Here is a 22,620-nt window from a genome sequence, read left to right on the forward strand (position 1 = left end):
TTCATGCCACTCCCGTCTGGATGTCCTAACCCAAAGGTAAGACATGTCATGGGAAGACCAGCAACCGCAACACAAGCATTGCGCGCTCCATTCAGGGTAAAGCCTTCATCACATGGGCCGATTGTATGAGGCTCACAATTATTCCCTGCATGATTGACACGGGTGGACATATCCCCTGAACGACTATCACAATCGGCATTGGTGAGGCGGACAATACATGCGTCGCCAGCCAGATTGACGACATTGCCTGTGCCACAATTGTCGCTCATGACACAACCATCTTGGGTAACGTTGAGGATGTATGCGCCGCGATTGGTGCAATGGGCGACGGTGCTGGGCGCAACAAGACATTTATCAACGCCATTAAAACCCTCACTCCCTAAACAATCCTCCGCCCTGCTCGCCTTACAGGTAAAATTATCAACGCGATAGCCAGCATTGGCGCATGACGTGTTTGTCTGACAGCCATTCCCCATCATGTTAAGAACGAAAAACACATCAGAAGCCGTCCTTTCCCGATGGGCGCACTGGGTAGGCAATGTAGGCGTCACACATCTGCCATTGTCAAATCCTTGCGTGCCTGTGCAATCGCCCGCCTCGTACGCCTTACAAGCAAAATTATCGATGCGATACCCAGCATCAGCACATGCGCTATGTGTCTCACAGCCATTCCCCGTGACATTAAGAACGAAAAACGTAGAAGGCGTCCTCTCCCGATTGGCGCACTGGAGAGGCAATGTGGGCGTCACACATTTGCCATTGTCAAACCCTTGAGTCCCCGCACAATCCCCCGCCACACTGGCAACACAGCGCATATCTTTTGCTTGATAGCCTACATCCGTGCAGGCGGTCGTTGCTATGATACATTGTCCATTGGTGGTAGAACCAGAAACAGAATCGAGAACACCCCCGCTATTGTCGCATTGTATGGCATCAGGCATGGCAGAGCACATGGCAACGCCTCGCCCTGTGGAATGACCAAAGCCATAGCTGAGACACGTCATCGGGTCACCACGGGCATTGACACATTGACGGCGCGCCGTGTGATAGAGTTGCCCAGTGGGACATCGTATGCTACTCCCCATGTCACAGCGATTCGCACCAGGATTCAACACAAGGCCACGGATGGCACAATGAGCAAGAAGGCGAGGCGTCACACATTTCCCCTGATAAAATCCTTGTTCACTGGCGCATTCATCCTCTTGATAACGAACACAATCACCAGCAACGCGCCTATAGTTGCGCGCCGCGCACGTGGCACGGCTGATACACCGCCAACTGCCACCCGCCCTGTCTACAAGGTCATCGCCCGTACAACGGCCAAAAAGACGCGCAAGAACACGCCCATTACGGCTATCAAGCAAGGCCACGGTCACGCCATCGATAGTTTCCGCTTCCCCTGCGCTGTTTAAGCCCACAATATAGGACGTGCCTTCATCATCCCCCGTACGCCTTGCGCCCAAAGGGTCATTGCCTCCCACATCACGAGTCGCCACAATATAGCGCACACCGCTGATCGCATCGCTCTGCTTGAAAAAGACACCCCCCGCCCCAACAACCTGATTGCCTCGCATACAGACAATATCCACATTGCGATGCGTCAAGCAATTATCGACACCAAGCTCCAAGCCCCCTCGCTCGACAACACGTCAACTGACAGGTGAGACGAACAAAGACACGCCATGTGTCCCCGTCTCCGTCGCGCCCACCACCGAAGACGGCACCGCCTCTATACTGCCAAGCACCGTGCCGTCAGAGGCAATAATCGCGCCGTTGTTAACGAAAGCAACGACACCGCCATCATGACCAAAAATAGCAAAGGCTCTGCCCTCTATCACACCCCTTGGCATCCCGCCAACAACGGGAATGCCATCGATAGAACGCACCGTAGGACTAGGACCGCCTCCGCCTCCGCCACCGCCTCCACCCCCGCCGCCACAGGCGGCTAGAACCAGCGCCATCCACAGACAACACCCCCTGACATTCATCACACGCCCCATGCTCTCGCCCATTGTTTCCTCTCCTTCTTATTGCGCCCTCATAGCACCATGTGCCACCGCATGGGTGTCCATTATGGGTAACAATTCACATGATGTCAAGCATGCGCCAAAAGTGCATGGACACGTCGATAGAGCGCCTCGTCCGTGATGGCACAATGCTTATAGACATCAGGGCCCGGGGCAGACGCCCCAAAACCCTCCATGCCAAGCATATCGCCACCGCCACTCTTATGTCCCAACGTATAACGCTCCCATCCCGCCATGCCAGCGGCCTCCACCGCCACACGCATACATCCCTCCCCCAATATGCGCACACGCTCCTCTTCATCCAAAGCATCAAAAAGACGCCAACATGGCATAGAGACAACACGACACCCTATGCCCTCACGTTGCAAACGCTCACGCACTCTGACGGCTATCTGTAGCTCTGACCCTGACGATAGCAAAACAACACGCAAAGGACTCCCTTCGCTGTCATGCATGATATACCCGCCCGCCCTCGATAGGTTAGACTCGCCATAGGCGCGCAACGCCTCCAGCTTTTGGCGCGATAAAACCAAGACGGACGCACCCTTCAAGGATAATGCTAGCTGCCAACATTCCACAACCTCAACGCCATCGGCTGGACGAAACACATAGAGGTTAGGAATGGAACGCAACCCTATCATATGCTCCACAGGCTGGTGTGTCGGCCCATCCTCGCCAACGCCAATGGAGTCATGCGTCATCACATATATTACGTGACAACCCATAAGCGCTGAGAGACGTATACCCGCTTTCATATAATCAGAAAACACAAGGAATGTGCCTCCGTAAGGAATAATCCCCCCATGGACACTGAGCCCGTTCATGATAGACGCCATCCCATGCTCCCTGACACCATAGTGAAGATAGTTACCCGCCATATCACCCTTCGTTATCACCTTGTGATGTTCCGTATACGTCCCGTTCGAACCACTGAGGTCGGCTGATCCTCCTATCAAAAGAGGGACGTCCATCCTCGTCTTTCCCTCTTGTATCAAGGCGGACAAGACGTCTTGAGAACTCCGTCTCGTTGCCCATGAGGGACGCTGTGTCCCTAAATGCCTCTTGACGCGATGAAGCGCCTTGTCGTAAGGTGATGACGCCGTCGCCCCTTGACCCTCGACATGACCCATGCCCATCATCGCCATAAAATCATCTCGATATTTGTGAGACGCAAGGCGCGCCTCCCATTCTTTGCGTCTCTTTTGCGCACGCGCTGGTATGGAACGCCAAAGCGCCATGATCTCCTCTGGAATCGTAAAAGGCTCGTGAGGCCAGCTTAAGGCGCGGCGCGCCTCACGCAATGCTTGCGCCCCCAAAGGACTGCCATGGGCTTGACACGTCCCTGCCTTCGACGACGCGCCAAACCCTATGGTCGTGCGTAACGCTATGAACGAAGGCCTGTCCTCTACGCCACGCGCCTCATGGATGCTGGCATGGATACCCGCCTCGTCATAGCCATCGACATCCATGACGTGCCAACCATAAGATTGCAAACGAGCGCGTATGTCCTCACTGGTGGCAAGAGACGTCTCGCCATCTATGGTGACACCATTATCATCAAAGAGAACAATCAATCGTCCCAAGCCCCAATGACCCGCTAAGGCGCATGCCTCGTGGGATAGCCCCTCCATCAAACAGCCATCGCCCACAATGACATACGTGTCATGGTCCACCAAGTCGCGCCCCCACCTCTGCGCCAACAGCCGTTCAGCTAAGGCACAGCCCACGCCATTCCCTAGTCCATGAGAGAGAGGCCCCGTCGTCGTCTCGACAATAGATGCCATACCACGCTCAGGATGTCCTGCTGTTCTTGCGCCTAATTGTCTAAAATTCTTGAGCTGCTCTATGTCCATATCTTTATAGCCTAAAAGATAGGCCAAGCTATAGAGCGCCATCGAGCCATGCCCCGCTGACAATATCACCCTGTCCCTATCCAACCAATGAGGCACATCAGGGTCAATATGAAGAAAATCTCGCGCAAGAATCATAAGAACATCGGCAAACCCCATAGGCATGCCCGGATGTCCCGACCCCGCCCGCTCGACAGCATCAGCACTCAAAAAACGCAACGCATGGGCAGCATCACGCCATAAGGCCATTTGTCCTTTCTCTAACACGTCACGGAATCCTCACAAGCTCCTCACAATCCCCTCAAAATCCCCGCAAAATCCATGTGCTCACTGCCACGTCAAAAAACGGCCAAAGGCGCGCACCCCCTCACCCACAGCAATACGCCTATCAACACGCAAACCCTTCACATCCATGAGAATGACTTCATCATCCAACCAATTGGCAACATACATGAGACCGCGCTCTTCATCGAGCTCTATCCCCTCTGGATACCCCCCCACATGAACACGCTGTCTCTCCGCCATCGCCTCCCCATCGATGACGGATATGCTTCCCTCATCTTGATTCGTGACAAAGGCGCGCCGCCCCCCTCTCTCAACGGCAATGGCGTAGGGACGACTCCCCACAGCAATATGCCCTCTCAGACGATAGCTCTCCGCCTCCACCACCGATACCGAATGACTACGCACATTAGCAACATAAATATAGCGTCCTTCATCGTCTATCGTCACCCCAAAAGGCGCATCACCCACAGGAACACGCTCTATCTCCTTCATCATGCCCATATGGATGACAGAAAGCGAGTCATCGCCCCGATTCGACACATAGAGCATAGCGCCATCCGCCTTAAAATCAACACCCGCTGGCTCTACGCCAACCTTGATAACAGACTCGATGGTGAGGTCATGGGCGTCTAAAATCATCACCTCGCCATCATACCACATGGCAACCGCCAGTTTGTCCTTATGAACGGCAATGCCTAACGGCTCGCTTGCCATGTCACGACGCGCCACAAGACGCCTCTGCCATAAATCCCATTGCGTGATCGCGCGCGCCTTCGTGCTGGCAATATAGGCATAACGGCCAGCCACCGCCACACCCGCTGGACTCAAAGGCACAGCAATCTCAGCAACAACGCCATGACGCTCTCGGTCAATCAATGACAGGGTGCTACTCCCCTGAGATGTGACAACAGCATAGTCGTGACGCCCCCCCTCAAGAGCTCTTGTCTCGGCAAACGCAAACAGACTCGCCATCAAGCCTGCCACCAAAAATGCCACACCCATCAACCCACCACGCAAAAGCCCACCACGCAAGAGCATGGCTCTCAACGCGCCGCCTCAACATAGGCTTTAAGGCCCTCAAGCCCGCTGCGATAAACGGCTAAGATGACCTCACGGGACGCATCGTCATTGAGCTCAGGAGGCGGATTGTTCCCCATAAATCCCCGATAGAACGCACCCTTCCACTCTACCTCGCTTTTGTTGTCATCAAGGATAGAGACTCTAAACCATGATTTGTAACTATTGACAGGCAAGACATCGGGAATCCCCTCGATGATACGATAGGTATATGTCATGCCCTTGTCGCTATAACTCTCTAGCTCCTCGCGCAACACGCCGCCGTCATTCAAGACAAGGCGGCGCACCGCTCCCGCCTGATTCCCTTCATTAGAGGGTGATTCCTGTACCGCCGGATGCCACTGGGCGATGGCATCAAACGCCCCTATCTTGGACCACACAAACTGGGCGGGCGCATCGATGACGACTTTCTCCGTCACCTTCATACGAGTCGGCCCATGGGCATGGGCATCCGCCACCACCAACATACACCCCACCATCCATAAGACACGAAAGGCGCAACCCCCTTTCACGCCATACTTTAAGAGCCTAGCCATCGGAAACCTCCCGCCTATCGACACAAAACATATACACCATATGACGCCCCTTTCATAGGCCACCATACCCCGTGTCCCGCACGAAGGCAAGCCCCTCAAGAACGTTATTGTATCCCCCTATGCCCCCGCCCTTTCCCCACACACATATGCGCCCCTCATGAGAGGTCTGTGTGTGGGGTCTGTGTGTGAGGTCTCTGCTCGTTAGAAGCTGTAGCGCGCTCCAAAGCGGAAGCCTATGCCAATATCATCCTCTAAATCATAGCGGATAAAATTGCTTCCTTCTTCGTCATTGGCCTCGTTTAAGTAACCATCAGCGACTGTCGAGATGAATTCACCGCCGCCATAAAGGTTCAAATTATCGCCAAAACGCATAGAACCATAGACTGAAACACCGAGAATGGGGCCTAAGAAGCCTCCCGTGATTCCTAGCCGATAGCGGTCTTGGTCGCCAAAGAAACGGACGACATTGAGAGACGGGAAAAAGAAGCCGTCATCACTGGCCTCACGCCCTGACGCTTCCTCGAGGCGTCGTAGCTCGTCCCCCTTCGAGTCATAAGAATCTTGGATGAGATACACCCCAAAATTGATGAGCCATCTATCCAAACGCGTGTCAAACCCGATACCCGCAATGAGACGTTGCACTTCCGTTGTAAAAGAGCCACCATTCTGGTTAAGGACATAGTTGATATAGTCCAGATGCCCATCTCCACCAAAACCGCCTGTATACATCGGAGGGTCGCCACCAAGGGTCGCATCGAAGGCGGGGACAGCGCTCACATCATCACGGGTGTCCTGTAAGACAGCTTCTGCCTTCCATACCCAATTCCCCGTTGGAATCGCCATTTCAACGGCATAGGCCGTCATAGGAGGCAAGTCCACAGACCTTTCAACCTCGCCATTGACTAAGCGCGCATTGTCATAGAAGAAGAGGCCCGAACGCCCACGATAGAACGTGAAGCCCAGCGTTCCCCAATCGGGACGATAGAGAAGACGCCCGGCATATTGCTTATGGTCTTCCACATCATGGTCTTCATCTACCTCGTCTATGACGGACTCCAGCAAGGGGTCAATTTTTACACTCAAGAAGAAGTGCCCCTGAAGCTCTAAACGTTCGGTCGCAAACCATGAGAGGGAGGCGCGGTCCTGAGGCATAATGAAATTCGCCTTCTTAAAGTCCACCGCATTGTTTTGAAACTTTAAAGGGAGCAATATGCTCACCGGCGAAAAGAGGTCGAATTGCCCCCACACCAAACGCTTACGCCCGACATCCACAACGACATTATTGAGCAACGCATACTGAAGATAGGCATCGGCAATATCGAGGTCATTCACATCCACATCTAACTCACGCGTCGCAGGAAAGCCAAGAGCATCCGCCAGAGCCGCCGCCGTCACACTGCCACACTGGGTGTCAGTGAAGGAGACATCACCACCAACACCATCAGCGCCATTTCTATCAAGACATTCACCCCGTGCGTCACCACCTCTTATCTCACGCTCTTGTGTGAGCTTGATGGATGAACGGGCAAATTCGCCCACAAGGTGAATGCGTCCCCGATTGTTATTAAAAGGCACATCGAGGCCTATCTCCGTGCCTGCGAAAAGTCTATCAACAGCGCCACCCGTGTAATACGCCCCCACATCGAAGATCGTATAATCTAACACGTCCCTCTCGCCTGAGCCGCGTCGCGCCTTGGGCTGAGAGTCGCCTTCGCCAACAATGACATCATACTCCGCCAAGTCCTCCACCGCATAGGCGGGGGCGACCAGCGCGCCACTGACGATGACGCTGACAATATAAGTACCTATCAATCCTCTTTTCATAAGACATTCCTCTTTATGATGTTACACCTCCTCTGCCTTTCCTTTTCTACAGGAGCTGTTGGCGCTTGTCAAGTCTTTTTTTGCCATGCCAATAAGGCGGGAAGAAAGACGATGCTCGAGAAAATCGCCATGAAGAGACCAAAGATGGTAAAAGCCGCAAAACGTTGCATGACAACCAATTCGGATAAGCCGATGACAGCCAAACCACAGCAAAACAAAAAACTCGTCCAGATGATCGGGGCGATCGTTGTGCGCAAGGCGTGATGGCGCGCCCATGCCTCACCCCGCCCCTCAGACACATGCTTTTTATAATGGTGAAGCAAGTGGATGGTGTCATCCACACACAACCCCAATGTCAAACTGGCAATTAAAATTGTCGCAAAGTCGTAAGGGTAGCCAAGCCACGAGACAAGGCCACCCGTCGCCGCCAATGGCATCAGGTTAGCACAAAAACCCACAGCGCCTACTTTTAAGCCAAATTGCGCGAGCAACAACAAGCCTATCAAACTCAAGGTGAGAAGCAAACTCTGTGCTTGTGTCGTCAACACATGGTCGCTCAACGTATGGATGAAGACGCCAAAGCCCGTGACGATGACGCTCTCGCTGTCTTCTGTGTCATCCACGCCTGAGACAGAACGCACCGACTCGATGAGCGCCCCCAATTGGTGAGAATCAAGGTCGGGAGTCTGTAGACTCAAACGCGCCTTCTCGTAGTTAAAGTCGACGTAAGAGGCAAGGACATCACGAGTCGATTCGCTCCTTGAGAATTCTAAAAATAAGAGTTCCTGAGAGAGCGTGGCATCGTCTTTGGGAAAGCCATCCTCCCCCGCAAAGGCGCGATGCACCATGCCCACGGGTAAAAGATAGCTCTCCACATTGCCTACATGGGGAAGAACAGAGAAACGCTCGCTCAATCGCCGCACATCGTCAAAGGCATCAACCTCCCGATAGGCCTCAGCGCGCCCCTTATCAACGATGACATCAACCCGACCAGACCCCCCCAATGAGTCATCAACCTTGTTAAAACCTTGTTTGATACGACTGCTCTCCGCAAAAAAGACTGAGAGGAAATTTGTCTCGGTATAGAGGAAAGACAAGCCAGAGACAAGAATAAGCACAGAGCCCATGCTCAATGTCAGAGTCGCTCGGGTATAGCGCTCACTGAGGCGGTGGACTCGCTCTGTGAACGCATCCCAATCCCACGCTATACCTTGTGGCGCTTTTTGTGGCGGGGAAGGCGCGCCATCACGCCCCATGCGAAACGATTCCTCCAAAGGAAGCCATAACCACAATGCCGACACGATGAGGGGATAGGCCAATAAAATGGCCACAAAGGCATCCATACCAAAGTGACTCAATGGCACCAATTCACTGACAACAAAAGAGCCAAAGCCAACAGCTGATGTGAGACTGGCAAAGAGACATGGACGCCACGTCTCCTCTATGGTGAGAGCAAGACGCTGAGCAAGGATTGCGCCTGTATCACTGCGGTTGATGTCCCCCCCGCTCATATCCCAACGTGCCATGATGTGTAAGCCATCAGCAATGCCAATGACAGCGACCATCACTGGCAAAGCAAGAGAGACGGCATTCATGCTATGGTCCCATAATTGCATGACACCCAGACTGACGGCGACGACGCCAGCGGCCACAACCCACTGCCACACAGCGCGCGCCCATGAACCACAGGCGAAACGTAAAAAGAACAACAGCACCAAGGCGGCATAAAGAAGCAATTTGCCAAAGTTGTTTTTCGTGGCGTCATTCAAGGCATGCTTGAGAGCAATGTCGCCAACGATGTAGGTTTGTTCTGTGAGGTGATGGTCAGCGATGACGCGACGCACGCCATCAACGACGTGGGCGCGTTTCGCAAAGTTGCGGACAACATCGGCGCGAAGGCGGAAAACAACCAAACGCTCGTCATCAGATAACAGCCTGCCTCGATAGGGGGACTCGTTGAACGTCTGGCGATAAGCATCCATATCGGCAAGAAAGCCAAGACGATAAGCCTCTTGGAAAGGACGTATCTCTAAAGCATCGCCTGTGTCGATAATGATGACGGCTTGTAAGGGCGACTGCACATCAAGGACTCCGTCTACAGCCTCTAGGTCCTTGCCAAAATCATAGAGAGACTCCCATAGGGAGTCGGTAAAGAATGTCTCTGTCAGCTCGACAATGATGAGCATGGACTCCCCCTTCTCGAATTCATCAACAAAATTGTCGAAATGCACCCGCCTTGGACTATCTTTCTCGAGCCATGTGTCATTGTTGAAGGTCAAATCCTTCGCTGGATAGGCCAGAAGCGCCACACAGACGCCCCATAGCCCAATACCGATGATACTGAATGTCCTTTTATAGACGCTAAACATCTTGTCCCTCATGTCATGCTCCTAAAAATGATAGGTTAATCCCATATGTCCCCCATAGTTACGCGCCTGCCGTTCAATGTAAATGCCTTGACGGAATGGCGTGCCGTCATGGATTTTACTCAGCAACGAATCCGTCGCATACTGCAAGGACTCAAAAGACAGCGATAGCTCGATATTGTCGCGGAAACGCCACCGCGTATAAGAAAAAATGCCAAAGGCATGGCCAATATGGCCCCAGCCAACGCCGACACGATATTTGTCTTCATCGCCAAAACGATAGGACACATGGACACCAGGCACAATATCGAAACGATTCAAACCCTTGATACTGAGACGATTGGATAGTCTTCGCAATCTGTTCTCCTTGTCGTCATAGTGTGTATATGTCATGGATACCATGAGGTTTATGTCGAAGGACGATAAGCGCGCATCAACGCCCATGGCAAGAGATACCCTCTCCACATCAAAGAACAAACGCCCGCCATTATCCTCAACGACTTCTGTGAGATAGTCGCGTAGTGTCGGCAACGCCTCTCCCCATAAGAATGGTAGGATGTCATCCCGTGAGGCGTAACTCGCGCCATACAGGTCTATGGCGCTCTTTTGATAGACAGATTCCATTTTCACAATCCATGCCCCAAAGGGAATAGCTGCCTCAAGGGCCCACTGCCTCACCTTCGGTAAATCGATGTCACGAAGAACATTATAGGTGACTTCTCCCTCTCGTATAGGCGGCACAACCTCGATTCGCCCTTGCACGCCATAATAGGCGCGATGTCCCTCACGATAGGTCAACCCCCATATGCCACCCTCTCCATAATAGAGCAAACGCAACGCATAGTTGTTATGCCGCTCGATATCGCGGTGCTTTGAAGGATGCAAGTCAAGAACGGAAAAATTCTCGTCATGCAATTCATAGATTAAATCTTGGGATGCGCCAATGGCGCGGGTCAATATGGGGTCTATCTGTGTGCGGTAGAAGTAATAAGCTTCCACATGCATATGCTCGTCCACATAATAGGTGAGCGCTACTTGGTCTTGTGGCAGGACGACATTGATTTTCTCGACATCGGAAGACGGACGCTCACTATTCAAAGGAAGAAGGATATTAAGAGGCGAAAAAAGGTCGAATTGCCCCCATAAAACACGCTTGCGCCCTATGGTGATGACGATGTCATCGGTCACGGCATACTCTATAAAGGCATCGGCAACGCCTTGGTCGAACGCACTGAAACGGAGCGAACGCTGAAGAATGTCTGGGTCGATAAGCTCGATGGTCGAGGCAAGGGTCGGAAGAACCTCTTGGGTAAACCCTATGCTACTATCACGCACATAGCCCGCCACGTAAAGACGCCCGCCCTTAGCGAAAGGAACATCAAACCCCGTGTATAGGGACGCATTGCGCCTGTAATATCCCTCCCCCAGATGATAATGCCCTCCCAACGTGCCAAAATGACGCCTTGCTACATCCTCAAGCCACTGAAAGCTCATCATGGACTCCATGTCGAGGGACGACTCGTCTTCTATGACAATACCATAGATGCTGAGGTCATCGTCACTGAAGTCATAGGAGGTCGCCTCAGACTCCCCCTTCTCGTTGGCAACGCTCTCGTCGGCAACGCCCTCGTTGGCAACGCCCTCGTTGGCAACGCCATGGCGCGCCATGAGGCTATAGGCACAAGACGCCACCATCACGATGGTCGCCACACCATGACAGGCGCGCCCAAGACGCCCCCGCATTATGCCCTCTTTCATGGTTCGTGCTATCCGCCTCTCTCCTTAGGCCATCATCGCATGAGAGGTGGCGGGCGGATGACACCCCCAGACAGAATCGTCCCGCTGGGGACGCTACATCTGCAAACCCTTAAAGCCTACGAGCTGTTCATCGATGACGGTGTCGTAATCGATATTGCTCTTGATAAGGGTGCTTTTACCTCCAGTCTGGTGGTTCTCCATGACGGACTCCACCACCGTATACATGCCTTTAATCTTTTGTATCCCCTTATTGTTGAGTGTCTTTAATCGCTCACCCGTTCTATCATAAAAGACGATACGCACAGGAATCGAGATGGCGCGCAAGACATGGACTTCCAATTTGGCATAATAATCATCCTTATCCTTAGGCGTGCTTTCGATAATGACGACTTTGTCCTTGTCCTCGATAATCTTGTGTGTGTCCCTCTCGACTTTGCGTCCTGCCACATCACCATTGGTGAAGTCAGAGCCTACAAAACTCTTATTTTGGTCATCACTATTGAGCTGCTTGATGGAACGAAAGGCGGGAAGATAAATCCACTGCGATGGATGGGACTCCTCGTCAAGGGTCTCACTGAGAAGAGCCGTGCCACGCACGCTGGCGGGTTCGTAGAATTTGACGAGACTCTTTGTCCGTCCAGAAAAAATCTTGCTCCGTAACGTGAAAAAACGCTCACGCTCACGCCCTTCGTCATCGGCAATGATGAGCTGGACGTCTGCTTGCTGGTCCTTGTGTAGTCTCGCCTGTTCATAGACTTTTGCCATAATGTCGTCCCCCGTCTCCGCATGGAGTCCCTCGCCCCACACTGACGACAACATCATCCCTAAAGCGACATACCAAACATAATACCGCGGCGAACGTCCACGTCCACACACGCCACCTTGACATCCTATCATTGCGTATCCTCTTTATTCATCGATTGTCCCCCCACGCTCTCACGCCCGTATCATAGGCATATCCTTGCCGTTATCGCGCTTTCCATTGCTGACAGGCGACTCCTGGGAACGTTCGGGCGAGGATAACACACCTTGAGCGGGATTGTCAAGGTAACGTGACCATTTCTCGACGTTATCGACAAAATCGCCGATGAGTTTTTCCAATTGAGGAAGGTCTAAGCCGTTAGCACTCACCTGCCTCGTCAAGACGACACTCTCACTGCCTGGGTTCAAACTCAATGTCGCCCCCGCCGTCTCTTGCCATCGGTAGTTCGCTTCGAGCAAACGGATAAGGACTTTCTCCCGATGGTCAGCGGGGATTTCTTGCACAAAACTAAACAAATACACGTCATCTTGGGGAGCGTCATAAAGTAACAGCAACGTTATCGTGTCATCGAATTGCAAGAGACATCCATCATTGTCGTCAAAATGTAAAGAATCGAGTCCTATGGACTCGCCTAGTGTCTTCAGTAAATGGTCTATGGGGCGATTCTCGTTCGGCATGGTCATGGTCTCCTCTGTGACTGCATAGGGACGTGCCTATGCGCCAGACAGCAATACCCCCGCTCTATAGTATATATGTAACAAAAAGGGCTTCCTTGTATACATATCTTGTATACGTTATGCCCTGTGTTGTGCCTGTGTCATGAGGTATTTCATGGGGAGGCTGTCTCTTCTTGCTTGTTCTTTCCCCTCTCTTATATCCCTAGATCGCGCTATGGTGCGGGATAGCCTCTGACGTGGCACGCGATTGGGAGGGGTGCAAGCCCAGTGTCTCGAGCAAACGTTTATCGTCATCATAGGCTTGATTATCGGTGGTGAGGAGCTTGTCGCCAAAAAAGATGGAATTCGCCCCCGCCATAAAGCACAATGTCTGCGCTTCGAGGCTGAGCGCCTTGCGTCCAGCGGAGAGGCGTACGCGCGCCTTTGGCATGGTGATACGCGCCACAGCGCACATGCGCACCATATCAAAAGACGCAACGGGAGGCATGGCGGCAAGAGGCGTCCCCGCCACCGCCACAAGCGCATTGATAGGAACACTCTCGGGATGAGGCGAAAAGCCACTGAGCACCGCTAAAAGTTCGGCGCGCTGTTGCCATGTCTCACCCATACCGATAATGCCCCCACAACAGACATGCATCCCCGCCTGCCGTACATGGTCAAGGGTGCGTAAGCGGTCTTCGTAGGTCCTCGTCGTGATAATCTCTCCATAAAAGGAAGGCGCTGTGTCCAGATTATGGTTGTAAGCGGTTAAACCAGCGTCCGCCAACGCATGGGCTTGGGCTTGGGTCAGCATGCCTAAGGTGGCACATGCCTCCATGCCTAAACGGCGCACCGCCCGTATCATCGCCAGTATCCTCTCAAACGCCCTGCCGTCACGCGCCTCGCGCCATGCCGCCCCCATACAGAAACGCGTCGCCCCTTGGGCTTGAGCGTCTCGCGCCTTGTCTGCAACCTCTTCTACCGACAGAAGAGGCGTTGCCTTGACAAACGTCTTGTGGCACACCGATTGCGAACAATAGGCGCAATCCTCTGTACACCCGCCAGTCTTGATACTCAGCAAATTGGCCAGCTGGACGTCATCGTCATGGTAATGTTTGTGGATCGCTCTCGCCCTATCCAAGAGCGGAAAGAGAGGCGACAATAATAGGGCGTTTATTTCCTCTTGCGTCCAATCATAACGTATAGAATACATGACACTCCGTTCCTTTAGGCACATCAGAGGAACGACTATAACGCACATGACGTATGCCATGCAAGACTCTTGCGCCGCTCGACTCCATGCCCTTCATAGTCCAGACACGGACATGCTTTTGACGCAAGCACAAAGCCGTGACGCTGATGCCTACGCCATCGCTCACCATGCGCCTTCCCTCACACTGATGGAGAACGCCGCCCGCCATGTGTGTCGCCATGCGCAAAAGATGCTTGCCCACAGCACAAAAACCCATGTGACGGTCCTTGTGGGGCCCGGCAATAATGGCGGTGACGGCTTGGCATGCGCCCGCCTCCTCCGTCAGCAAGGCGTCAACGCACGGTGTGCCCTTCTCACCGAACATTTTGCCGGTGATGCGGCAACAATGGCAAAACGCTGGGATGGTCAGTCCCTCTCCTTGACGGCGCTCTTGCAAGAGCAAGACTCTTTCCAGCGCCATCTGTTTATCGATGGCCTATTCGGTATCGGTCTCACACGTCCCCTTTGTTCGATACCCGCCCTCACCATCGAACGCCTCAATCAATGCCAGAGCCTCGTCCTCGCCATCGATATGCCAAGCGGCCTTCATAGCGATACGGGAAGGGTCGTCTCTGATAACACCCATCAAGGGAACGCCCCCTACGCCACGCGCACCATCACGTTTTTTAGCCTCAAGCCCGCCCACCTTCTCTATCCCGCTAAAGCCCATTGTGGCGCTGTCTATGTTGCCAACCTTCTGGACGAAGCAACGTCACAGCATCACCATGCATGCCTCCGTCATGCCACCCGCCATGGACCATCCCTCCGCATGAATACGCCACGTCAGTGGCGTCACGTCATAGAACGCCAGACCCGTTATGACGACCATAAATATCGGCGCGGGGTTGTCTCTGTCTATGGCGACTATGGGCGTTTTCCTCTCACCTCCATCGGCGCAAGCCGTCTCACTGCTTGTTCTGCCGCCCTCTGTGACGTGGGCATGGTGCGTCTTGCCAGCGATACACCTGAGACATGCCATAAGCAGCTCTTCACACAATCACCAACGATGTGGGCGTCATGGCTTGACGATGCGCATGGCACAAGCTACGTCCTAGGGCCCGGGCTTATCACCAAACAGAGCGCCATGCGCCGTCCCTTTGGCGCATTGTTTCGCCTGTTACGCACGACCATCCACCGCCTCAACGCAAAAAGCCAAAGGACGCCATATCCGCCTACCCTTATCCTCGATGCGGGCATGCTCCACCCCCCCTTGATGGCATGGCTCTCTCGACAGGAAAGACACTTTACACTTATCTTGACACCGCATATAGGCGAAGCCTTGCGCTGTTGGCATCACCTCCAACAGCGACAACAGAGCAAGTGGCAATGGGCGCAAAAAATCGCATCGCTCATGCGCGCAACCCTTATCCTCAAAGGCACAGATAGTGTGGTTGCTCACCATGATGGGCGTATCATCATCAACGCCCATACGAGTTCTGCTCTTGCGACCGCTGGCAGTGGCGATATACTCAGCGGCATCCTTGCTGGCCTGTGCGCATCAAACCCCGTCCATGATCCCTTCCTCAAAAGCGCCGCTGCCATTTACTGCCACGCTGACGCCGCCATCGAAGCCCTTCGCCATAGCGCCCACCCCGTCAATCCATCCCATATCCTCTCTTTTCTCCCCATAGCCCTTGCGAGATGGCAACATATGCGATACATATAGAAGCACCATGAGACCATACGCACGTCCCCTCCCACGTCTCCTCACCCCCTTGATGGGCCTCAGCACAGAACAGCGGGTGACACGGAAGGGAGAAGAAAGACACGACATGAGACACGACAGGAGACACGACATGAGGCGGGGAGGGGGATAAGGCGGGTGTGGCGGAATTGGTAGACGCGCTGGTTTTAGGTACCAGTGACCTCGGTCATAGGGGTTCGAGTCCCTTCACCCGCACCAACCATCAAGCAACACACATATATGTATACGTGCTAGGATGACAGAACACACACCCTCACCACAAAAAGAGACCACCCCGTCACAGCGCGCCCCCGCCCACGCTGTCGCCCTCAAAGATATAGCCGTTGAAAAACAAGACTCCTCGCCCACAGAGCACGTCTTTCACGTGCAAATACCTGCCCATGTCATGACGCAACGCCTCGATGAACGTATCAAACAGCACGCACAGACCATAAAACTCAAAGGATTTCGCCCTGGTAAAATTCCCCTCCATGTCATCAAACAACGCTACGCCAAAACACTTTACCAAGAGCTCACAGAACAAACATGCCAGCATGTCACCCAACATATCACACAGAACTATGCCCTCGTGCCCTTGACGTCGCCGCACATCACGCATAAACGCCCGCTAGCACCAGAGACGCCCCTCGATATGGAGATACGCCTACAGACAGCCCATATCCCGACGATCAGCTATGACGCCATCGCCATCGAACGCTATAATCCAACAGCGCCAACGCCTCAGGATGTCCACCATGCGATGACTGCCTTGAAAGCGCAACATCCCCAATATGAAGACGCCCCCACGCACCATCACGCCCAACAAGGGGACCGCGTCTCCATAGACGCCACCATCACACCCGCCACAACCCAAAAACAGGATAAAGCGCCCGCCACAACGCAAAAAGGCACATGGCACGTCGACCTCATCGACATCACGGACAGCACATCAACCCATCACGCCCAGACACCTCCCGCCCAGACACCTCCCGTCCAGACACCATCCTCGCCCATGCCCCTATGGCGACAACAGATTATTCGCACCCTCATGGGTAAGCGCGTCGGCGACTCCTTCGACTTGACAACCCATGTCCCTCCCTCCGACTCCTCATCCCCCACACAGAATATCCATATCAGAGGCCATGTTGTGTCCTTGCGTCGCCCTCGCCCATGCCATGATGACGACCTTGTCCGTATCCTCCAAGCACAAAGTCGCGATGACCTCGATGGGAAACTCCACGCCCTCCTCACACAGAAAGGAATAGAGACACGCAACGCCCTGCTCAGCCACGCCTTACGCAACGCCCTACAACGCCACGTGTCGGTTGAGCTGCCTGAGCGCTATGTCCATGACGCCACGAAAGAATGCTCGTCACCAGAGCAAAAAAACAGACTGACACAACAGCTACGATTGAGCGCCCTCTATCGACATCTCGCCCAACAACACAGACTCTACGCCAGCAAAGAGGATGTCGAAAAACACATGCGCGCCATCCTAAACCACCGACAAGAACCCCTCAGTGACGAAGAAACATACGAACTGACATATCGCCTCTCCCTGTCTATCACCGAACATCACGTAGAGAATTTTATCCTCAAGCATGTCCGTATCAGAGACATCTCCTTGCCTTTCCATAAACTTATGGCTATACCAAACACGACACCCCCCTCAGAACAAGACGCCCATACCGATACCAGCCCCCGCCCCGATACAGGTAACACCCCGTCCCTTATCACATCGCCATAGAGAGCCTTTCACTGACACCATCATACACACCACCCCATCGATTCCCCTCATGTCTGTTTCTTCACATCCGCCAACATGGCCAACAATGAATACGCTCGTGCCTATGGTCGTCGAGCAAACCCCACGTGGCGAACGCGCCTATGATATTTATTCACGCCTCCTCAAAGAACGTATCATCTTCCTCACAGGCCCCATCCATGGGACGATGGCAAGCCTTATCTGCGCCCAATTGCTCTATCTGGAGTCAGAAAATCCCAAAAAAGACATCTCTTTCTATATCAATTCGCCGGGCGGCGAAGTCTCAGCGGGATTAGCCATTTACGATACCATGCACTATATCCACCCCGACATCAGCACGGTCTGTGTCGGCATGGCAGCAAGCATGGCGTCTCTGTTGTTGTCATGTGGCACTGACGGGAAACGCTATAGTCTTCCCCACTCCCGTATCATGGTCCATCAGCCGTCTGGAGGATTCCAAGGACAAGCCTCCGATATTGAAATCCATGCCCGCGAGATTATCTCTCTACGCTCACGCCTCAACGCCCTCTACGTCCGACATACAAAAAAGTCCATCGACATCATCGAAAAAGCCCTCGACCGCGATACCTTCATGGCCCCTGACGAAGCCAAACGCTTTGGCCTTATCGATAAGATTATCGATAAGCGCCCTCACAACGTCAGTGAAGAGCCATAATAATGCCGTGACAACAACCATATGACAACACCCATATGACAGCACACACTGGCGGCAAGGGGGGCGGCAAGGGGGGCGACAAGGGGAGCAACAAGGAGGGCGACAGCAAGAGGAAGACACCCCTCCTCATGACACCCGGTCCTCTCACGACAGCAGACGCCACCCGCCAGCGTATGCTCTACGACTATCCCTCGCGCGATACGCGCTTTTCTCACACCATCAACGCCATACGCATCGCCCTTCGCCGCATGGTGGCGGCAACACCGAACATTATCGTCACGCTCATGCCCGGAAGTGGCACGTATAGTATCGAAGCCCTCTTGCGTAGCACTCTCACGCCTGATGACATGCTCCTCGTCATCGCCAATGGCACTTACAGCATACGTATGGCCACATGCGCCCATGCCATCGGCCTGCCATATATCCGCCAAGACCATGACCCTCACGCCCCCATCGATACCCAACGTATCGAGGAGAGCATACGGGACAATCCCGCCATCACCCATATCGCCATGACCCATTGTGAGACATCAAGCGGTATGCTCAATCCCTATGAAGAGGTGCTCGCCATCGCCCAACGCTATGNNCCATGAGCAGCTTCGGCGCCCATGCCATTACCATGCCCGCCCCCCCCTACGAGAAAAGTCTTGCCCTCGTCTCGTCCGCCAACAAATGCCTCGAAAGCACGCCCGGTCTCGCCTTTATTATCGCCCATCGGGATACACTCCATAGACAGACTCACTCCCTGTGCTTTGACGTCCTCGCCCATCATCGCCACATGGAAGAGCATGGACAATTTCTCTATACACCGCCGGTGCAAGTTGTCGCTGCCCTCGAACAGGCCCTGAGTCTCCACGAACAGGAAGGAGGATGCGCTGCCCGCCTCCGACGCTACCAAGAGAATCAATCCATCCTCGTCCAAGGCATGCGCGCCTTAGGCTTTCAAACGACTCTCGATGACTCGCTCTTCTCTGGAATTATCGTGAGTTTCCATATCCCGCCTCCGCCTTTTGCGTTTCAGACATTCTATGATGCCCTCTACAAAAAGGGTTTTCTCATCTATCACAAGAAAACCCATGAAACGGGCTATTTCCGCGTGGGGTGTATTGGCCAAATCCACGCCCATGACATGCGCGCCTTTATCGATAGCGTCACATCACTTATGCCGTCTGTTGTAAAAAAGCGCTGAAGCGTTTTGCCAATGACGGCGTATCCACCGATGGCCTGCCTAAGGGCGCTATAGACCCCGCCTGTATCCGCATATGAATGAAGGCAGGACCTTGCGCACCCTCTTGTCCGCTATGGCGACAGGCTTGGCGGTGCGTGTAGCATGTCTCTAGGGACGCAAGGGAGTCGCTTTGATAAATATGGCGATAACCGCAAGCTTGTGCGATGGCACAAAAATCAATCATGGGTGAGATGGTGCTTTGTCCGCCTGTGGAGTCATGGCATGCGTTATCCAAGACAATATGGGTGTAGTGAGGCGGCGCATAAGCGCCAATAGTCGCCATCGAGCCCATGTGCATCAAGGCAGCGCCATCCCCATCTAACACGATGACGTCTCTCTCTGTGTGAAGAGCGACACCAAAAGCAAAAGCGCTGGCATATCCCATCGCCCCTACTTGATAGAAGTGGGCGTCATGGTCTTCGATGGTGAAGAGCTCGCGCCCGCATTTTCCTGTGGTCGCTATCAGGGGACAATGGCGCGGGACGATGGCGCGCACATGGCGTAGAGTCTCGAAACGCGAAGGCACGCTCTCCTTCCTCTCTCGAAAATCATGGATATGCCCCTTAGGGCGGGCGCGCCACGCCTTCTCTCGCAAGGTTTCTTTCTTCACATCCCCTTGCGACATCACAAGCACAAAGGGCGTGGCATGGGTTTTATAGTGCTGTTCTGCCTTATGGAGACATGGGACAATGTCTTCTTTCTTTTTAGGAAAAGGGCACATTCCTAGCCCCATGAGGGTGATGAGGTCATGGGTTATCTGCCCCATCTTTTCATGCTGTGGCTCGGCATGGCGCTGGTCTTCACCGCGCCATGTGACGATACATAAAAGAGGAATACGAAAAGGCTCAGCCAATGATGTCAACGGACTCACGCCATTCCCTAAGCCAGAATTTTGACACATGAAGACGCTAGGAACACCAGCAACACGCGCCCCTAAGGCCATCGCCACGGCTTCGCCTTCATTGGTCGCACCAACATAGGTGAGCGTCTCGTCAGAAATGGTGGCGTTGATAAGAGGCGTCAGATAAGAGCAAGGAACACCACAAAAAAAACGATAATGATACGCTTTGAGGGCAGAAAAAAAATCTTGGGCGGCAATCATGACGTTAAATCATCACGGATTTTGATTGCGCGCTTCGGCAAGGTCGTAAATATCATCAATATCAAGCCATGGGAACGTATTATAGAGAACATGGACGCGCACCCCTCGCTTGAGCAAACGGCGAAAGAGCATGGGCATATCACCAGCACTCGTCCGTATCGTTCCGTCTTTTTCCATAGCACAGAGTTCCTGCCACAGAAGAGCATGTCCTTCCCCACGCACTCTGACAACGCCTAACCACTCTCCTTGAGAGGATGGCACTTTCGTCTTATCACAGACGTTATCCTCACAGAAGGCGGTGAGATATGTTTCTTTGTCTGACGAAAAATAGTCGCCATCATAGGGGCGTGAGACACACACCCAATCACGCTTGTCATCAGCGCGACGATAATGTCGACTCTGCTCCTGCCACCCCACAGGACAGACAGCCATGACAAGAGCGCCATGACTCTCCGCCATGGCATCGATGAGGGCGGGCTTACAGAGAATATCGCCATAGCATATGAAGAGGTCGTCTCTTTTCTCTTGCAACGGCTCTTTGGCGCAAAATAATGACCATGCTTCGCCATAGTCGGCATGGCGCGGATTATCAACCATCGTCACGCCATCAACAACGACATGGGCCTTGCCATATCCCCTGACGACAGTGATGTCGGACACAGAGGCTTTTTTGAAGACATCCACAAGCCTCTTAAGGAGGGGCTTGCCACGCACATCGAGCATGGCTTTTGGCATTTTTGTCGTGAGGCTGTCGAGCTTCTGCCCACGGGATGCCGCCAAGATAATGGCGCGATGACAATGGGACGCGCTGTGGCGAAGATAACGTTGTTCGGCTTGGCGCAACTCGTCATTGCCAGAGAGGCGAAACACCTCGTCCATCGGGGCGATGGTATCCTCTAACATGGCGGGACTTCCCGTCTTACGAACAACGGCGCATGCCGATTGCATGGCGTGAATGCTCGCTCGTAACATATGATTTGCCCAAATGACCATGCTGATTCCCGCCTCTTGATAGCGGGTTGGCTCGGTATGGATATATTTCGTTGGCACAATGACAAGAGGACAACGGCTAGCCCATTCCCGTGAAAATTCAAGGACTTCTTGGGCGTCTCGCCGCTTCGAATGGATGAGAATGGCATCTGCCCCCGCTAAACGATAACATTCAGCGCGCCTCAACGCCTCCGCCATGCCAAGCCCCGCAATGAGCGCCTCTACACGCGCCACTAAGACAAAATCCTGAGACGGCTTCGTCTCCTGAATGGCCTGGAGCTTGCCACAGAACTCTTCCACATCGGCAAGGGGATGGCGCGCACCAATAAAAGAATTCGTCTTAGGAAACAGCTTATCCTCTAAACACACCCCCGCAATGCCTCGCTGGCATAGTTTTTTGACCAAACGCCGCGCATTATTGAAATTCCCATAGCCCGTATCGCCATCAAGAAGAATGGGAAGAGAACATGCGTCTGCCATGAATTCTAAACATTCCAATATCTGTGTCCATGACGCTTCGTTGCTGTCGCGCACCCCCATCGATGCCGACATGGCAAGGCCAGACGCCCAGATGCCCTCACAGCCTGCCTCTTCCACAATTTTTGCTGACAAACCGCTATGTGCCTCCATGAGAAAAGAGAGGCTTTGTCTTGAGAGCATCGCGCGCAGACGCTGCGCCGATGACAGGCGACTCTTGACGCCTCCGCCCCCCTTCTTATGTCCGTGAGAGGAAAGCACAGAGGACATCAATTTAGTGTCTTCCCTTGCCCTTGACGTCCCG

The 22,620-nt window shown here is 53.4% G+C and carries 18 protein-coding genes and 1 tRNA gene; 6 read left to right on the plus strand and 13 right to left on the minus strand.

What is annotated here, in order from left to right; genetic code table 11:
• The 11 genes from GDA54_00005 to bioB form a co-directional block, all read right to left on the minus strand.
• Positions 1-1,628 (minus strand): hypothetical protein (locus GDA54_00005; protein MBC6496699.1); only part of this gene is annotated, 1,628 nt, incomplete at its 3' end.
• A 21-nt stretch (positions 1,629-1,649) separates the two neighbouring features.
• Entirely contained in the window at positions 1,650-2,012 is a 363-nt protein-coding gene (locus GDA54_00010) for a hypothetical protein (protein MBC6496700.1), read from the minus strand.
• 83 nt (positions 2,013-2,095) lie between these two features.
• Positions 2,096-4,126 (minus strand): transketolase, encoded by a 2,031-nt coding sequence (tkt, locus tag GDA54_00015; protein ID MBC6496701.1) that lies wholly within the window; start codon positions 4,124-4,126, stop codon positions 2,096-2,098.
• A 78-nt stretch (positions 4,127-4,204) separates the two neighbouring features.
• On the minus strand, positions 4,205-5,200 hold the full coding sequence (locus GDA54_00020) for a beta-propeller fold lactonase family protein (protein ID MBC6496702.1): 996 nt from the start codon (positions 5,198-5,200) through the stop codon (positions 4,205-4,207).
• 5 nt (positions 5,201-5,205) lie between these two features.
• Complete coding sequence (locus GDA54_00025; GenBank protein MBC6496703.1) at positions 5,206-5,718, minus strand: SRPBCC family protein; 513 nt, start codon at positions 5,716-5,718, stop codon at positions 5,206-5,208.
• 258 nt (positions 5,719-5,976) lie between these two features.
• On the minus strand, positions 5,977-7,587 hold the full coding sequence (locus tag GDA54_00030; protein ID MBC6496704.1) for a hypothetical protein: 1,611 nt from the start codon (positions 7,585-7,587) through the stop codon (positions 5,977-5,979).
• An 80-nt stretch (positions 7,588-7,667) separates the two neighbouring features.
• A complete protein-coding gene (locus tag GDA54_00035) occupies positions 7,668-9,980 on the minus strand; it encodes an MMPL family transporter (GenBank protein MBC6496705.1) in 2,313 nt (770 codons plus the stop codon).
• Between the two features lie 9 nt (positions 9,981-9,989).
• Entirely contained in the window at positions 9,990-11,708 is a 1,719-nt protein-coding gene (locus tag GDA54_00040; protein MBC6496706.1) for a hypothetical protein, read from the minus strand.
• Between the two features lie 108 nt (positions 11,709-11,816).
• Positions 11,817-12,620, minus strand: coding sequence for an outer membrane lipoprotein-sorting protein (locus GDA54_00045; protein ID MBC6496707.1), 804 nt, complete (start codon positions 12,618-12,620; stop codon positions 11,817-11,819).
• Positions 12,621-12,659: 39 nt separating this feature from the next.
• The gene (locus tag GDA54_00050) at positions 12,660-13,163 is read right to left on the minus strand and encodes a type III secretion system chaperone (GenBank protein MBC6496708.1); all 504 of its coding nucleotides are present in this window, start codon (positions 13,161-13,163) and stop codon (positions 12,660-12,662) included.
• Positions 13,164-13,365: 202 nt separating this feature from the next.
• The gene (gene bioB, locus GDA54_00055; protein ID MBC6496709.1) at positions 13,366-14,355 is read right to left on the minus strand and encodes a biotin synthase BioB; all 990 of its coding nucleotides are present in this window, start codon (positions 14,353-14,355) and stop codon (positions 13,366-13,368) included.
• 58 nt (positions 14,356-14,413) lie between these two features.
• On the opposite strand from bioB, the gene GDA54_00060 reads away from it, so the two are divergent.
• The 6 genes from GDA54_00060 (at position 14,414) to GDA54_00085 (ending at position 19,708) form a co-directional block, all read left to right on the plus strand.
• Positions 14,414-16,060: an NAD(P)H-hydrate epimerase gene (locus GDA54_00060; protein ID MBC6496710.1), complete on the plus strand. Its 1,647-nt coding sequence runs from the start codon at positions 14,414-14,416 to the stop codon at positions 16,058-16,060.
• A gap of 152 nt (positions 16,061-16,212) precedes the next feature.
• A tRNA-Leu gene (locus GDA54_00065) sits at positions 16,213-16,297 on the plus strand.
• A gap of 37 nt (positions 16,298-16,334) precedes the next feature.
• Complete coding sequence (locus GDA54_00070; protein MBC6496711.1) at positions 16,335-17,825, plus strand: hypothetical protein; 1,491 nt, start codon at positions 16,335-16,337, stop codon at positions 17,823-17,825.
• Positions 17,826-17,874: 49 nt separating this feature from the next.
• Positions 17,875-18,519 carry an ATP-dependent Clp protease proteolytic subunit gene (locus tag GDA54_00075; GenBank protein ID MBC6496712.1) on the plus strand — a complete coding sequence of 215 codons (645 nt, stop codon included), beginning with the start codon at positions 17,875-17,877 and terminating at the stop codon, positions 18,517-18,519.
• Positions 18,520-18,554: 35 nt separating this feature from the next.
• A complete protein-coding gene (locus GDA54_00080) occupies positions 18,555-19,112 on the plus strand; it encodes an aminotransferase class V-fold PLP-dependent enzyme (GenBank protein ID MBC6496713.1) in 558 nt (185 codons plus the stop codon).
• The gene (locus GDA54_00085; protein ID MBC6496714.1) at positions 19,109-19,708 is read left to right on the plus strand and encodes a hypothetical protein; all 600 of its coding nucleotides are present in this window, start codon (positions 19,109-19,111) and stop codon (positions 19,706-19,708) included. The genes GDA54_00080 and GDA54_00085 overlap by 4 nt, the downstream gene beginning before the upstream one ends.
• On the opposite strand, the gene aepY is transcribed toward GDA54_00085, so the two are convergent.
• The gene (gene aepY / locus GDA54_00090) at positions 19,680-20,849 is read right to left on the minus strand and encodes a phosphonopyruvate decarboxylase (GenBank protein ID MBC6496715.1); all 1,170 of its coding nucleotides are present in this window, start codon (positions 20,847-20,849) and stop codon (positions 19,680-19,682) included. The genes GDA54_00085 and aepY overlap by 29 nt on opposite strands.
• A 12-nt stretch (positions 20,850-20,861) precedes the next feature.
• A complete protein-coding gene (gene aepX / locus GDA54_00095; protein MBC6496716.1) occupies positions 20,862-22,586 on the minus strand; it encodes a phosphoenolpyruvate mutase in 1,725 nt (574 codons plus the stop codon).
• Positions 22,587-22,620: the final 34 nt, after the last annotated feature.

Source organism: Alphaproteobacteria bacterium GM7ARS4 (assembly GCA_014332745.1).
In the GTDB taxonomy this organism is placed as follows: Bacteria; Pseudomonadota; Alphaproteobacteria; order GM7ARS4; family GM7ARS4; genus GM7ARS4.

What these genes read in the sequence shown, in the direction of transcription:
- GDA54_00010 (MBC6496700.1), bottom strand. Translation starts at nt 2,012, where the DNA reads ATGGGCGAGAGCATGGGGCGTGTGATGAATGTCAGGGGGTGTTGTCTG.
- tkt (MBC6496701.1), bottom strand. Translation starts at nt 4,126, where the DNA reads ATGGCCTTATGGCGTGATGCTGCCCATGCGTTGCGTTTTTTGAGTGCT.
- GDA54_00020 (MBC6496702.1), bottom strand. Translation starts at nt 5,200, where the DNA reads ATGCTCTTGCGTGGTGGGCTTTTGCGTGGTGGGTTGATGGGTGTGGCA.
- GDA54_00025 (MBC6496703.1), bottom strand. Translation starts at nt 5,718, where the DNA reads ATGGTGGGGTGTATGTTGGTGGTGGCGGATGCCCATGCCCATGGGCCG.
- GDA54_00035 (MBC6496705.1), bottom strand. Translation starts at nt 9,980, where the DNA reads ATGAGGGACAAGATGTTTAGCGTCTATAAAAGGACATTCAGTATCATC.
- GDA54_00040 (MBC6496706.1), bottom strand. Translation starts at nt 11,708, where the DNA reads ATGCGGGGGCGTCTTGGGCGCGCCTGTCATGGTGTGGCGACCATCGTG.
- GDA54_00045 (MBC6496707.1), bottom strand. Translation starts at nt 12,620, where the DNA reads ATGATAGGATGTCAAGGTGGCGTGTGTGGACGTGGACGTTCGCCGCGG.
- GDA54_00050 (MBC6496708.1), bottom strand. Translation starts at nt 13,163, where the DNA reads ATGCCGAACGAGAATCGCCCCATAGACCATTTACTGAAGACACTAGGC.
- bioB (MBC6496709.1), bottom strand. Translation starts at nt 14,355, where the DNA reads ATGTATTCTATACGTTATGATTGGACGCAAGAGGAAATAAACGCCCTA.
- GDA54_00060 (MBC6496710.1), top strand. Translation starts at nt 14,414, where the DNA reads ATGCAAGACTCTTGCGCCGCTCGACTCCATGCCCTTCATAGTCCAGAC.
- GDA54_00070 (MBC6496711.1), top strand. Translation starts at nt 16,335, where the DNA reads ATGACAGAACACACACCCTCACCACAAAAAGAGACCACCCCGTCACAG.
- GDA54_00075 (MBC6496712.1), top strand. Translation starts at nt 17,875, where the DNA reads ATGTCTGTTTCTTCACATCCGCCAACATGGCCAACAATGAATACGCTC.
- GDA54_00085 (MBC6496714.1), top strand. Translation starts at nt 19,109, where the DNA reads ATGAGCAGCTTCGGCGCCCATGCCATTACCATGCCCGCCCCCCCCTAC.
- aepY (MBC6496715.1), bottom strand. Translation starts at nt 20,849, where the DNA reads ATGATTGCCGCCCAAGATTTTTTTTCTGCCCTCAAAGCGTATCATTAT.
- aepX (MBC6496716.1), bottom strand. Translation starts at nt 22,586, where the DNA reads ATGTCCTCTGTGCTTTCCTCTCACGGACATAAGAAGGGGGGCGGAGGC.